General features: G+C 43.9%; 9 protein-coding genes. 7 read left to right on the plus strand and 2 right to left on the minus strand.

Features of this window, described 5'->3' with window-relative positions; all coding sequences use genetic code 11:
• Positions 1-101 precede the first annotated feature (101 nt).
• The 4 genes from OCV56_RS10390 to OCV56_RS10405 are packed head-to-tail and all read left to right on the plus strand — an operon-like array spanning position 102 to position 2,796.
• The gene (locus OCV56_RS10390; protein WP_086713710.1) at positions 102-881 is read left to right on the plus strand and encodes a sulfite exporter TauE/SafE family protein; all 780 of its coding nucleotides are present in this window, start codon (positions 102-104) and stop codon (positions 879-881) included.
• Positions 882-903: 22 nt separating this feature from the next.
• Positions 904-1,452 (plus strand): primosomal replication protein, encoded by a 549-nt coding sequence (locus tag OCV56_RS10395; protein ID WP_086713711.1) that lies wholly within the window; start codon positions 904-906, stop codon positions 1,450-1,452.
• On the plus strand, positions 1,442-1,612 hold the full coding sequence (gene rsmS, locus OCV56_RS10400; protein ID WP_017055021.1) for a pleiotropic regulatory protein RsmS: 171 nt from the start codon (positions 1,442-1,444) through the stop codon (positions 1,610-1,612). Before OCV56_RS10395 ends, rsmS begins: the two co-directional genes overlap by 11 nt.
• Before the next feature lie 50 nt (positions 1,613-1,662).
• Positions 1,663-2,796, plus strand: a complete 1,134-nt coding sequence (locus OCV56_RS10405) for a ribosomal protein uL16 3-hydroxylase (RefSeq protein ID WP_086713712.1) — start codon at positions 1,663-1,665, stop codon at positions 2,794-2,796.
• Positions 2,797-2,907: 111 nt separating this feature from the next.
• Here the strand turns inward: OCV56_RS10405 and OCV56_RS10410 are convergent, their stop codons facing one another.
• Entirely contained in the window at positions 2,908-5,025 is a 2,118-nt protein-coding gene (locus OCV56_RS10410; protein WP_086713713.1) for a methyl-accepting chemotaxis protein, read from the minus strand.
• A 554-nt stretch (positions 5,026-5,579) separates the two neighbouring features.
• Here OCV56_RS10410 and emrD point away from each other — a divergent pair.
• The 3 genes from emrD to xthA all read left to right on the plus strand — a co-directional run bounded on the left by emrD (position 5,580) and on the right by xthA (position 10,184).
• Positions 5,580-6,785: a multidrug efflux MFS transporter EmrD gene (gene emrD, locus OCV56_RS10415; RefSeq protein WP_086713714.1), complete on the plus strand. Its 1,206-nt coding sequence runs from the start codon at positions 5,580-5,582 to the stop codon at positions 6,783-6,785.
• Between the two features lie 331 nt (positions 6,786-7,116).
• On the plus strand, positions 7,117-9,207 hold the full coding sequence (locus OCV56_RS10420; RefSeq protein WP_167373176.1) for a S9 family peptidase: 2,091 nt from the start codon (positions 7,117-7,119) through the stop codon (positions 9,205-9,207).
• A 170-nt stretch (positions 9,208-9,377) separates the two neighbouring features.
• On the plus strand, positions 9,378-10,184 hold the full coding sequence (xthA, locus tag OCV56_RS10425; protein ID WP_057621890.1) for an exodeoxyribonuclease III: 807 nt from the start codon (positions 9,378-9,380) through the stop codon (positions 10,182-10,184).
• A gap of 37 nt (positions 10,185-10,221) precedes the next feature.
• Here the strand turns inward: xthA and OCV56_RS10430 are convergent, their stop codons facing one another.
• The gene (locus tag OCV56_RS10430) at positions 10,222-12,954 is read right to left on the minus strand and encodes an ImpA family metalloprotease (RefSeq protein ID WP_086713716.1); all 2,733 of its coding nucleotides are present in this window, start codon (positions 12,952-12,954) and stop codon (positions 10,222-10,224) included.
• Between the last annotated feature and the right edge of the window lie 50 nt (positions 12,955-13,004).

Raw genomic sequence — 13,004 nt, forward strand, 5'->3', positions numbered from 1 at the left:
CCTGTTATCGCTAGGCCCTTGCATTCACAACTAAACATGACTAATCCATCGATTCTTCATGTGGCTGCCCTATCAGCCGATAACGAGAACACAAGCTATTTATGGAAATGATTGAGCCAACCATGTTGGTCATACTTGCTCTGGTTGCATTTGCAGCAGGCTTTATTGATGCTGTCGCAGGTGGCGGAGGAATGTTAACCGTTCCAGCTTTGCTGTCGCTTGGCCTACCGCCACATATTGCATTAGGGACGAACAAGCTTGCAGCGACTTTCGCTTCATCTACAGCCGCATTCACTTACTACCGTAAAAAGCTGTTCAAGCCTGAATGTTGGATTAATGCATTCATAGCGACATTAATCGGCGCAACAATCGGCACCCTAACTGTTGATGCTATTAGCACAGAGTGGTTAGAGAAAGTATTGCCGTTAGTCATTCTTGCCGCAGCGGTCTATACCATTTTTCATAAGACACCAAATGCCAATCACAACGTGTCACCTAAACCTTGCCCTGTACTTAAGAGAAAGCAAAAGTACCAAGGATTCATTCTTGGTTTCTATGACGGTGTTGCCGGTCCAGGGACTGGCGCATTTTGGACTGTGAGTTCTATGGCGCTTTACCGCCTAAATATCTTGCTTGCTTCTGGCCTGTCAAAAGCCATGAACTTTACCAGTAACTTCACTTCTTTAGTGACCTTTGCAATTCTTGGTCATATTGATTGGGTTCTTGGTTTAACTATGGGTGTTTGCTTAATGGCTGGAGCATTTGTGGGAGCTCATTCTGCAATTCGTTTTGGTGCGACGTTTATACGACCGGTTTTTGTTACAGTTGTAAGCGTACTTGCAATTAAACTGGCTTACGAAGCATGGTTTGTAAACTTATAGCCACCAGCAAACGGGAAGCACAATGAATCAGTTTTCAAAGCTAAAAAGTGTTATTGATACCTTGATTGGCCATTGCTCTCATGTCGATAAGTCTCGTGGTGCTTACCATCAACCGCTGTTTGATCGATCTTTATTTAAATGTGGTGCCTCTATTTTACTTCCCTATGCACTTGAAACTCAGGCAACTTATAACACCATAATTCGTGAACAGCGCACCAATCAACTGACCGCATCTCGAGCCAACTACCTGACGGAAAAACTGACAAATCAGATTGCAGCAATCCAAAGAGAGTTAGCCAACCACGATTTGCGCCTAGATAGGAAAAGTAAATCAGGGAAAAGCTTAAACGACTTGTACAACGAACTCGCACAACACCAAGATTGGCAAAAGCGACTGGTCGATTTAGTTCAAACACGAAAGTTAGCGTTTGATTCAGCGCCACGCCACCATAAGAAAAAAGCGGAACAGGCTTGGCAACTCGCAAAAGAACGATTGGAACGCTGTGAAGACTCAATGAAAAATATTGAGAGACTGATTAACTTAGAGAACCCTAAGCGAAATGAACACTGATAACACACCATCACCACTGGATAACGCACCAGAAGAAGTTAAGTTAGCTGTCGACCTGATCTATCTACTCGAAAGCAACGAAATCGACCCAAAAGTAGCGTTAGAGGCAATTAAGATTGTCCAGCAAGATTTACAAGCCAAGCTAGCATCTAGCATCTAGCATCTAGCATCTAGCATCTAGCATCTAGCATCTAAATATACAGGATTCACATGTACCAACTTAGCTTTTCTATGCCCGAATTTCTTGAACACTACTGGCATAAAAAACCAACCATCTTAAAAGGTGGCTTCCAAAACTTCGTCGACCCAATTTCGCCGGAAGAACTTGCTGGTTTATCGATGGAAGAAGAAGTGGATTCTCGCTTTGTTTCTAACCTAAACAACCAATGGACAGCAGAACACGGCCCATTCTCTGAAGAAAAGTTTGGCGAGTTAACCGAAACCCATTGGCAGTTAATCGTCCAAGCAGCGAACCATTGGCATCAAGGTGCAAACGAACTGACGAAAGCATTCCAACAGTTACCAAACTGGTTGTTCGACGATCTCATGATTTGCTACTCAGCACCGGAAGGCGGTGTTGGCCCGCATATTGATCAATACGATGTATTCATCATTCAAGGCCAAGGTAAACGTCAATGGAAAGTGGGCGCGAAAGATGTTGGTCAATACAAAGAGACCGTTCAAGCGTCTGCTCTACGCCAAATAGAAGGCTTTGAGCCAATCATTGATGAAACCTTAGAGCCAGGTGATATCCTTTATATACCGCCAGGCTTCCCACACGAAGGCAACACGCTTGAACCATCAATGAGCTACTCGATTGGCTACCGTTCTCCTAAAGAGCAAGAGCTAATCAGTAACTTTGCCGACTTTGTACTTGCTCATGATATGGGTGACGTTCACTTACATGACCCTGAGTTCAAAACGCAAGATGGCTACGGCAAGATCCGTTCGTCAGATTTGAATAGCCTAACAGATATGTTGATGTCGGCATTAGAACAACCAGAAACAGTGAGTGATTTCATGGGTTGCCTACTGAGCCAATCACGCCATCAGCTTGATATCGTTGCCCCAGAGCCACTATGGACTCAAGAAGAGATCGCTCAACACTTGGAGTCAGAAGGTGAAATCCACCGAGTGTCAGGCTTAAAAGCGCTCTACCACGAAAATGAAAGCAACACTGCTTACATCAATGGTGAAATGGTTAAGGTTGATGAAGCAGACTCTTCATTACTCAACACACTTTGCGATGAGACTGTAATTACTTCGGCTACTGCCCTATCTCCTTCAGGCGTAACGGTCGTGACTGAATTAGTGAACAAAGGCTACTGGTTCATCGAAGAGTAAGCAGTACCAACCGCTCGTTTTTGACCAGCTTTGGTAGCAAGATATAAAAAGGGACAAATGAGATCTTCATTTGTCCCTTTCTCAATTCAAGAGTTGGTTAAGTCTTAATAGTTATACTTTGAACTGATTAACTAATTTCTGCTGCTGTTGAGACAGTTGGTCTATTTCCGCGCCTACTTGCTCAGAAGCCGCAGCTTGCTCCAAGATCTTCGCACTCAAATCGCGAATGTTAACCACACTTTGATTCACTTCTCCGGAAACCGATTGTTGCTCTTCGGCTGCTCGAACAATCTGACTATTCATATCACTGATTGCTTCAATAGAAGTAAAGATCGACCCCAAGTCTTCAACCGCATTTTGAACATGTAACGCCGTATCGTTTGCTAGAATATTACCTTCTTGTATCGCTTCGACGACATCTTGAGTTCCAGCATGAACCTTGTCGATCACCGCTCTGATTTCACCAACCGATGACTGTGTGCGACTTGCGAGGTTTCTTACCTCATCTGCAACGACTGCAAAGCCACGACCTTGCTCGCCAGCACGAGCCGCTTCGATCGCCGCATTTAATGCTAATAAGTTAGTTTGCTCAGAGATCCCTTCAATAACACTTAAGATCTCGGTGATGTTACCGTTATTTTTAGCCAATTCCTCAACAATAGGAACCGCGCTCGACATACGCTCCACCAGCTTTCTCATTTCACCAGCGGAAAGCTCGATAACTTGTTGCCCTTGCTGAGCTGAACGATTTGCTTCACAAGCTGCGTCCACAGCAACTTCTGCGTTTTGTACCACCAAACCTGCAGTTTGAGTCATCTCTTCTGCCGCTGTTGCTACCAGATCCACTTCTTTAAATTGAGACTCACTACTTTCTCGGGTGCTTGATGCCGATGCTTTAGCCTGGCTTGTCGTGCTCGCCACTTGTTCAGTGGTGTGAATAACTTCTTTGATCGTGTGCTGTAACTTATCTAAGAACAGGTTAAATCCTTTAGATAACTGACCAATTTCGTCTTGAGACTTGACCTCTAAACGCTGTGTCAAATCACCTTCACCAGAAGCAATGTCATTAAGTCTCTCGACCACCTGTCGAATAGGTTTAACAATTGAAAGTGAAGCGAATGCGATAATAGCTAAACCGAATAAAATGAACACAGTACCTGCAATCACTTCTGTCTTAATGCCTTCACTTAGCTTAGTACTAATGATGGAATCCAATTCATTTGCATCAGCGACGACACTTTCTCTCGGTATCTCAAACAACACACCCCAAGTTTGATTAGCTGCAACAACAGGTGCAAACGCAAGTAACCACTCGCCATTCTCACTCCATTGCGTTGTTACTTCACCGCCGAAGATAAAATCGGTCATTAGGTCACTGTTGGTATTGTCGCTTTGGAAATTCGAACCGACTGCAATGCTAGAGTCGTCTGAAGCGATAACTGAGCCATCTAAGCTAACCACGTAAGCTTTACCTGCACCGTTAAACAAGCTCTGGTCAGATTGAGTAATCACACTCGTTAAACCATCAAGTCTTAAGTCGATACCAAGAAAGCCAATCGCGACATCGTCAACTAAAATTGGTACTGAAATAGAGGACGTCAGCAGTGCTGTTCCACCGCTGTTAACCACTCGTGGGGTGCTAATACAGGTTTGCCCTGAAGATAAAGGACAGTAAAAACGTTCGCTATTGCTGTTGTCATTCAATGTTGATTCCGAAAGCACGTTCGATAGAACATTCTCACCATTATCCGCCACCTTCCAGTAAGGAGCGAAACGCCCTTTTTCGTTAGAGCCAACGTAATCAGCATCTACATAATTCGCATCTTCACCATCGAGTAAGTCTGGCTTAAAGACTAGGTATGCGCCTTGAATCGAATCGAAGTTTAGTACTGAGCGACGCACCATTTCATCCAAGGCGGTACGAAGCTCTTCACTTGGCGTAAAGTTTTCGTCTGCATTGTTCTTTAGAAACTGAGCACTGGCCGCTAACATCTCAGCGCGATAGATCGCTTCGTCGACGTAACGTTGAGTTTCTTGAGCATTAAGCTGAGAAACAGACGCCAACAACTGCTGAGTTTTATTGATAACTGATTCTGAGCTTTGAGATTTGATGACTTGTTGATTGCTCGTCGCGTTGTAGATAGAGAAACCAATAAGAGACAGTGAGGTAATAATCAAACAACAACCAGCTAAGAGGGTTATTTTCCACTGTACCGATAGAGAGCGCATTTAATATCCTTATTTAAGCCAAAAGACTTCCATAACCGTAACTCTCACATTGATAACTAATTGCTGTACACAATGTTAATGAGTTAGACGAATAGCTTAGCGGATGATTACAGCACAATTTGCGCACATATAAAACGAAAGTTTACATAAATGTTAATAGGACGTGTTTATTGTCTTTCGTTGTTGTGATTTCAAGAGCTTTCAGCTTATCGCGCCAAGTTAAACTATTGAAGGCAGTGCGCTCAACTTACGCTGCTTGCTACTTAGCGTGATGTTTAAACTATCATCATTAAAGGGGATATTTCTTTATCGAAGCGATGTTTCAAAGGAGCCAACTCCACAACCTTACATCTTTAAAACACAGAATTTCGGATTATTTTTTCTAATCCACGCTATAGATTTTTATCTTGATCAAGTTCACACTTTTTGATTGCTAAGTCGGCAATCAAGCTCTAATATCTCGCGCCTAGATTCCCTGAATACTTTATTCTTTTGGCTCTCCTTAATGGAACGCTAAGGTTTTTCACGTCTTTAATTTTTGGAGAAATACGCAAATGTCCGCCTCGTTTCCATTAGCGAAACTTACCTTTTTAATCGCAATACTGACTGCCGTAGGTCAAATGACTCAAACGATGTACGTGCCTTCTATCGGTCATATGGCGGGTGAGTTCTTGGTTGCTGCGTCTTCACTGCAAGCTGTGATGGCGTGCTACTTGATCCCTTATGGTCTGTCGCAATTTGCTTACGGTCCTCTCTCTGATCGCATCGGTCGTAAACCAATCATCATCGCTGGCTTGGTAATCTACATCGTAGGTACCTTGGTGGCGTTGTTCGCACATGAGTACCAATGGTTCTTAGTGGGTAGCTTCATCCAAGGTTTGGGGATTGGTTGTGGTGGTGCGATGTCTCGTACATTGACTCGCGACTGTTTTGAAGGCGCTGAACTGCACCGTGCAAACAGCTTAATCAGCATGTGTGTGATTTTCTCACCACTGATGGCGCCTGTTCTAGGTGGTTACCTAACAGAAGCTTTCGGCTGGCGTTCTAGCTACCTGTTCCTTGCGCTATTTGGTATCGCTGTTGTGATCACCATGATGACGAGCATGATGGAAACTCTGCCAAAAGAGCGACGCAAAAACGAATCGGTTTTAAACAGCTACAAATTCGTTCTGTCTGACAAACGCTTCCAAGGTTTCTTACTAGTACTAGTAGCAACATTCGCGGGCGTCGCAGTATTTGAAGCAGCGGCAGGAGTGCTACTTGGTGGCGTACTGGGTTTACCTGCAACTACAGTAAGCTTGTTGTTTGTTTTGCCGATTCCAGGTTACTTAGTCGGTGCTGGCCTATCTAGCTACATCGCACAACGTCGTTCTGAGCGCCGCGCACTGAATGTTGGTCTAGTGTCGATCTTAGTCGGCTCAGCCGTGGTGCTGATACCAGGTCTGTTTGGTCAAACAACAGCATTAACTTTGATTGGCGGTGCAACGATTTACTTCTTGGGCGCTGGTATCTTATTCCCAGCAGCAACAACGGGGGCACTTTCGCCATTCCCATACCACGCAGGTACAGGAGGCGCGATCTTAGGTGGTATGCAGAACCTAGGTGCTGGCATCGCAACACTGTTGGCATCCTTCTTCCCAGCTCAAGATCAACTGCCACTGGGTTGTTTAATGATTACAATGTCACTTATCGTGATGCTTGGTTTACGCTGGGTTAATCGTAAGCCTGACCACTCAAACGAAATGCCATTGGCTATCTAAAACAAACTCGAATCTTGCCCAAACAAAGAAGAGGGACATGCTGAAAAGTGTGTCCCTTTTTATTGCCCGTTTTTCCTCGCCTGATGTCTGCCATCAATTTCATCAAACATTACTTTGATTTTTTGAAAACAATAACAGACACTTACGATGAAAGTGCATATCCAGAATCCAATTATAAATAACATCAATGGAAGAAAACTAACAACTAAAGGATGCTGGCATTAAAACGAGTAAGGTGCACACTAAGGATATACAGATGCGTTTCGCTTTAACCACATTAGCCGTATCGGTGGCGCTTGTCACCGGGTGCAGCAATCAAGGAATAACAACCATGAACCATTACTCTCCATCGCAACTCGTCGCTCAACAAACCCAAGCTCCCGTTGCTAAGAAAGTCCCTCATACAATGACGATTCATGGTGATACCCGAATCGATAATTACTACTGGATGCGTGATGATGAACGCCAAGACCCAGAGATCTTGCAGCATCTTGAACAAGAGAACCACTACGCAGAGACCGTGCTGAAGCATACCGAATCAACACAAAAGCAGTTATTTGAAGAGATCAAAGGCCGAATCGCGAAGGACGACAATTCGGTACCGGTGCGTAAAGGCAGCTACTACTACTCGAATAAAGTCACAGGTGACAACGAATACCCAGTACACTTGCGAGAAAAAGACTTTTTAGGTAAAGACAAGCAAGTCATCTTAGACGTTAATGAACTAGCAAAAGAACATGAATTCTTCAGTATTGGCGGCTTAACGATCAGCCCAGACGAAAACTTGTTGGCCTATGGCGAAGATACCCTGAGTCGCCGCATTTACACCATCAAGATTAAAGACCTCATGACAGGTGAATACCTAAACGACGAAATTGAAGGTGCTTCGAGTGCTATCGCGTGGCAAAACGACAACCAAGCCTTCTACTACATCAAGAAAGACCCACAAACACTGCTGGGTTACCAAGTTTACCGCCACGTTTTAGGCACACCTCAAACTAGCGATGAGTTAATCTACGAAGAAACCGACAGCGCTTACTACACCTCATTGAGCAAAAGCAAAGATGGTGAACAGGTCTACATTTGGCACTCGAGCACAGAAACCAGTGGTGTTTCAGTCATCGATGCCAACAATCCACAGGCTAAAGCCGAAGCTTTCTACCCAAAAGAGACCGGAATTGAGTACAGCATCGCTAAACTGGGTGATTGGTATTACATCTACACCAACTACCAAGCGGTCAACTTTCGTTTAATGAAAGTCTCAGCTGAAGACATGCATGACCGCTCAAAATGGGTCGATGTCATTGCAGCAGACGATAACACTCAGCTTGTTGATTTCGAGTTGTTTGATGATCATCTTGTTTACGAGCAACGTACGAATGGCTTGTCGACAGTCAAGGTTCGCCAACTCACAACAGGTAAAGAGTTCCCACTTGAATTTAACGACACCGCTTTCGCCGCTTACCTAACGAGTAACTATGAATTAGATAACTCAAAAGTTCGAATCTATTACAGCAGCTTGACTACGCCAGGAACTTACTATGATTTCGACCTCAGTACGGGTGAGCCTGAAATCAAGAAGCAAACACCAGTATTAGGTGATTTCGAAGCGGATAACTATCAATCAGAGCGAATCATGGTTACGGCTCGCGATGGCAAGCAAATACCTGTCTCTTTGGTTTATCGCAAAGATTTATTCAAGAAAGACGGCACTAACCCAATCTACCAATACGGCTACGGATCTTACGGGTCAACCATTGAGCCGACCTTCAGCTCGACTCGTCTCAGCCTGCTCGATAGAGGCTTCGTTTTTGCGATTGCTCACATCCGCGGTTCAGAAATGCTGGGGCGTCCTTGGTATGAAGACGGCAAAAAGCTAACCAAGCAAAACACGTTCAATGACTTTATCGATGTAACTAAGGGCTTAGTTGAAGAAGGCTACGGCGCTAAAGATAAAGTATTCGCGGTGGGCGGTTCAGCTGGTGGTCTACTAATGGGAGCGATCATCAACCAAGCGCCTAATTTGTATAAAGGTATTGGAGCACATGTTCCTTTTGTTGACGTTGTAACAACCATGCTTGACGAGTCGATCCCTCTTACGACTAACGAATACGACGAATGGGGCAACCCGAACAATAAAACCTACTACGATTACATGCTGAGTTACTCACCGTACGACAACATTAAGGTACAAAACTACCCGAACATGTTGGTGACAACAGGCCTACATGATTCACAAGTACAATACTTTGAACCAATGAAGTGGGTGGCGAAACTGCGTGAAATGAAAACAGATAACAATGTACTGGTGTTCAAAACCGATATGGAAGCCGGACACGGCGGCGCTTCTGGTCGATTTAAGCGATTAAAAGAAGATGCTCTTGAATACGCCTTCTTTTTAGACTTACTAAAAACTCAATAGACTCAGCGTAACTGTAGGTATTCACACAATTTAACGTCGCCATTTAGTCTCGACAAAATGGCGACAGAAATTATTAAGCATGGTTAAATACGATGAACCATGAAATCCACCAAATCAAAAAACCTTTGAAAACTCGCAGTGGCAAAGGTTTACGAGAGGTATAAAAACAAATGAAAGTAATTAGCTTCAACATCAACGGCCTAAGAGCCCGCCTTCATCAACTGCAAGCGGTTATCGACAAACACCAACCGGACGTAATTGGTCTGCAAGAGATAAAAGTACACGATGAAGCCTTCCCTATTGCTGATGTGGAAGCAATGGGCTACAAGGTTTACTTTCACGGTCAAAAAGCACACTACGGTGTGGCTATGCTGTGTAAGCAGGAGCCAATCTCTGTTCAGAAAGGTTTTCCAACCGACAATGAAGACCATCAAAAACGTATGATCATGGCAACGTTTGAAGATGAAAACGGTGAAAAGGTTACAGTACTAAATGGTTACTTCCCTCAAGGGGATAACATCAAGCATGAAACCAAATACCCGTACAAGCGCGAGTTCTACAAAGACTTGATGACTTACCTAAACGATTACCACAATAAAGATGAACAAGTGATTGTGATGGGCGATATTAATATCAGCCCAATTGATGCTGACATCGGCATTGGTGAACCTAATGCAAAACGTTGGCTGAAAACCGGTAAGTGTTCTTTCCAACCAGAAGAGCGCGAATGGTTGAAAACATTGATGGATTGGGGTTTTGTGGATAGCTTCCGTTTACTGCACCCTGAAGTAAACGATCAATACTCGTGGTTTGATTACCGCTCAAAAGGTTTCGTGGACAACCGTGGCCTTCGTATTGACGTGGTACTAGCAACTCAAAAGCTTGCTGATAAATGTACTGAAGCAGGCATCGACTACGAACTACGTGGTATCGAAAAACCGTCTGATCACGCGCCAATTTGGTCAACTTTTAAATAGAAAATAGGGAGCTCATGCTCCCTATTTACTTTTTAGGTTAATTGATTGGCCAAACAGTTGTTCCATCGACATTGATAGGTATTTTAGCAAACTCATCGACACAGTAGCCTTGGTTCGAACTTGCAAAGTACGTTAATGGCATTGGAGCCAAATTCAGTGTCACGACTTGTTGCTTAGCCTTATCCGTAAAATTAAAGCCCCACATATCTAAATAGTTCCGCATATCCCGTTCGTTAACGTAACTCAGAGCTATAACTAACCAATCGTCGTTAGTGATCTGATTGGCTTCATCTCTTGAGTAACTGTCAAAGCCAATGGTGTGCCTATTCGCATTCCATAACTCATCACTCGACCGCAAACGGTTAAACTCTCGCTCGATCAAATGCAATCGCCCTAGCATATGCCAACCCGAATCTAACACACCTTGCTCTTGTGCCAACATCATCATTTGGATGAAGACTCTGGCTCCCCAGCTCCAACTGGTTTGATTCTGCTGTGCCATATAAGCATTTGGGTCTGCCTGTTTACGACTCTCTTGTAGCAGCTCATACTGCCCTTTAAAATCTAGGCCTTGGCAAGACGATACTTTTCCGGTGTCTTTGTAATATGTTGATTTACTAAAATATGAATAGTAGTTAGTCGTTGAGTGACCATCCCAACCACTAAAACGGAATCGGCCCTTTTCTAAACCATGCCCTAACTCATGCAAGTCACCATGACCGAGTGGATGAAATGCCCAATAGGCATCATAAGGGTTACCCGAACAGCCATAACCACAAGTGGCTTGATCAGCGTTCATATGCTTAACCATATCTATCGTCTCAACTTGCCAACCTTTGCTGTCTCCATATGCATGAATTTCTGCAATTTCATTTATACCTGGCCCTCTAAAGCCAGCCAACGCGTGAGGGAAGTTGTGCATGTATCGCTCGGTAGCGAGAGCCATATCCTGCGGCTGATTCCAGTCGCTCGAACCGATTGATGTTTGCATTTTGTCTAACTTCGAGTGCACCTCAAAGCCCGGAGTAATCAATTCAGCCCAATCAAATTTCGCTTCTTCGAGCTCTGCGACAAAACGCTCGTTATCCTCTTCGCTTCGCCATACTGGGTGCTGAGCAACATTCTCGAACTTAAGCTCGACGTTGATATCATTCTTATCAAAGTGAACCTGTAGTGTTCCGCCGTATGCAGAAGTCAGAGTGATGGTTTCTCCGGGTTTTACCGAATAAGCGACTGATGTTAGGAACTTAGGTCGTGCATAACCTCCATCTTTTGAAAACTCATGGGTTGCACCACTGCGTAATGAGTTAAATACAATTGAAGTGCTTACATCGTTAGTATCGACGCGCGTTACTTTGATTGTTTGACCCGGCAGAGCATACAAACCCGCCGAGCGGAAATTTCGTTTTGATTCCAACGTCACCGTTTTATTAGTCAGCTGGACGTCTTCAAAGGTTTTGGTATTGAAATTACCTAAACTTGGCTGTGCGGCATTCAGAGAACGGCTTTGATACTGAACATAATCACTGAAATAAGACTTGAGAAATTCAATGCGCTCAGTACTGGTCTTATCCATCGGATAAAGCACGTCTTGTCGATAGCTATCGGCCAACAGCAACATAAGTTTTTCGTATTCATAGTCATCGCTCGCAAACAAGTCGACTTTTTGTTTATCTAAGTTAGTCAAACGAGTGCGGATGGTATTTGCCGCTTGATAAAACTCTTCATCCATCAATGATTCATCGGTACAGGACTTGTCATCACATAGTTTCAGATCAACATTAAAACTGTCATCTTTAAGACGACTCAATAAATCTTGCTCAGCAATTACCGACTCTGGAAGCTGATCAACTAACTGATTTGGGTCCCAATCCGATAGCCCAAGCTTACGCCAGTAGTTATCTCCCACGTAAGTAATATGCATTTCAGCGAAAAGGGCATTCCCTAGCTCTGTCATTCCGCCATCTAAGTGCAAATACAAGACAGGGATCTGATGTTCGAATGCGTACTTTAGACCTTCGAGCACATCGTTTAGGTTGTCACCATCATTCAGCTTCTGGGATATAATCAAAAGATCAGGCTTATCTTCAAGGCATGCCTTTAATTTTTCAGCATCACAAATGTCGTCATCATTGATCAATACTTTTGGATTGATGTTATTTTTGATCCAGTCACGCGTCGCCTGGTCATCTGGAAAATAATGAGACTGGTCGAGTTGAGCTAACACGATCTTTGCTGGTTGTTCTGTCCCACTCGTCCAGCTGAGTAAGTTCTTTAACCATGTTTCCATTTCTTCATTGACTGAATCAGAAAAACGGTACTGAGTTCGAAAGGGATTACTTGCCAGTGCCGCATATCGTGTTTGTGAAGACGTATAACCTGCTACACCAATCACAAGCTCTTGATCGGTGTAGCCATCAATCATCGCTTTATTGGTTTTAAGGATGGTGTCATTAAAGCCAAAGGTCGGCGAGATAATCGCAGTGTCGTGGGTTGGATCCCAATGTAGTCTCTGCAGTGATGATCCATTGTCACCCTGCAATAAATGGCTTTTTATTTGATTGAACTGACGATTTAGATCGCTGACTAAGGTTTCGCTCGCCTCGATAAATTCATTAGTGTTTTCAACATATGTCGCATCGCCACTCTCTAAGGCTTGTTGAACCGCCGTTTTTGGCTGCGTCGAACCACCAGAATCACCGCCGCCACACGCAGACAGCATAGTAAAGGCAGGCAGCGCCATGCTTAACATTAATGTGCTTTTTTTCATTATTTTATGACACTCCAAAAAAATCGAGCTGAGTGTATCTATGGTTGGGC

Origin of the sequence: Vibrio gigantis, from assembly GCF_024347515.1 — a bacterium.
GTDB lineage: Bacteria > Pseudomonadota > Gammaproteobacteria > Enterobacterales > Vibrionaceae > Vibrio > Vibrio gigantis.

Excerpts from the sequence above, each read along its gene's own strand:
- OCV56_RS10390 (WP_086713710.1), top strand. The coding sequence starts at position 102 with ATGGAAATGATTGAGCCAACCATGTTGGTCATACTTGCTCTGGTTGCA.
- OCV56_RS10395 (WP_086713711.1), top strand. The coding sequence starts at position 904 with ATGAATCAGTTTTCAAAGCTAAAAAGTGTTATTGATACCTTGATTGGC.
- rsmS (WP_017055021.1), top strand. The coding sequence starts at position 1,442 with ATGAACACTGATAACACACCATCACCACTGGATAACGCACCAGAAGAA.
- OCV56_RS10405 (WP_086713712.1), top strand. The coding sequence starts at position 1,663 with ATGTACCAACTTAGCTTTTCTATGCCCGAATTTCTTGAACACTACTGG.
- OCV56_RS10410 (WP_086713713.1), bottom strand. The coding sequence starts at position 5,025 with ATGCGCTCTCTATCGGTACAGTGGAAAATAACCCTCTTAGCTGGTTGT.
- emrD (WP_086713714.1), top strand. The coding sequence starts at position 5,580 with ATGTCCGCCTCGTTTCCATTAGCGAAACTTACCTTTTTAATCGCAATA.
- OCV56_RS10420 (WP_167373176.1), top strand. The coding sequence starts at position 7,117 with ATGAACCATTACTCTCCATCGCAACTCGTCGCTCAACAAACCCAAGCT.
- xthA (WP_057621890.1), top strand. The coding sequence starts at position 9,378 with ATGAAAGTAATTAGCTTCAACATCAACGGCCTAAGAGCCCGCCTTCAT.
- OCV56_RS10430 (WP_086713716.1), bottom strand. The coding sequence starts at position 12,954 with ATGAAAAAAAGCACATTAATGTTAAGCATGGCGCTGCCTGCCTTTACT.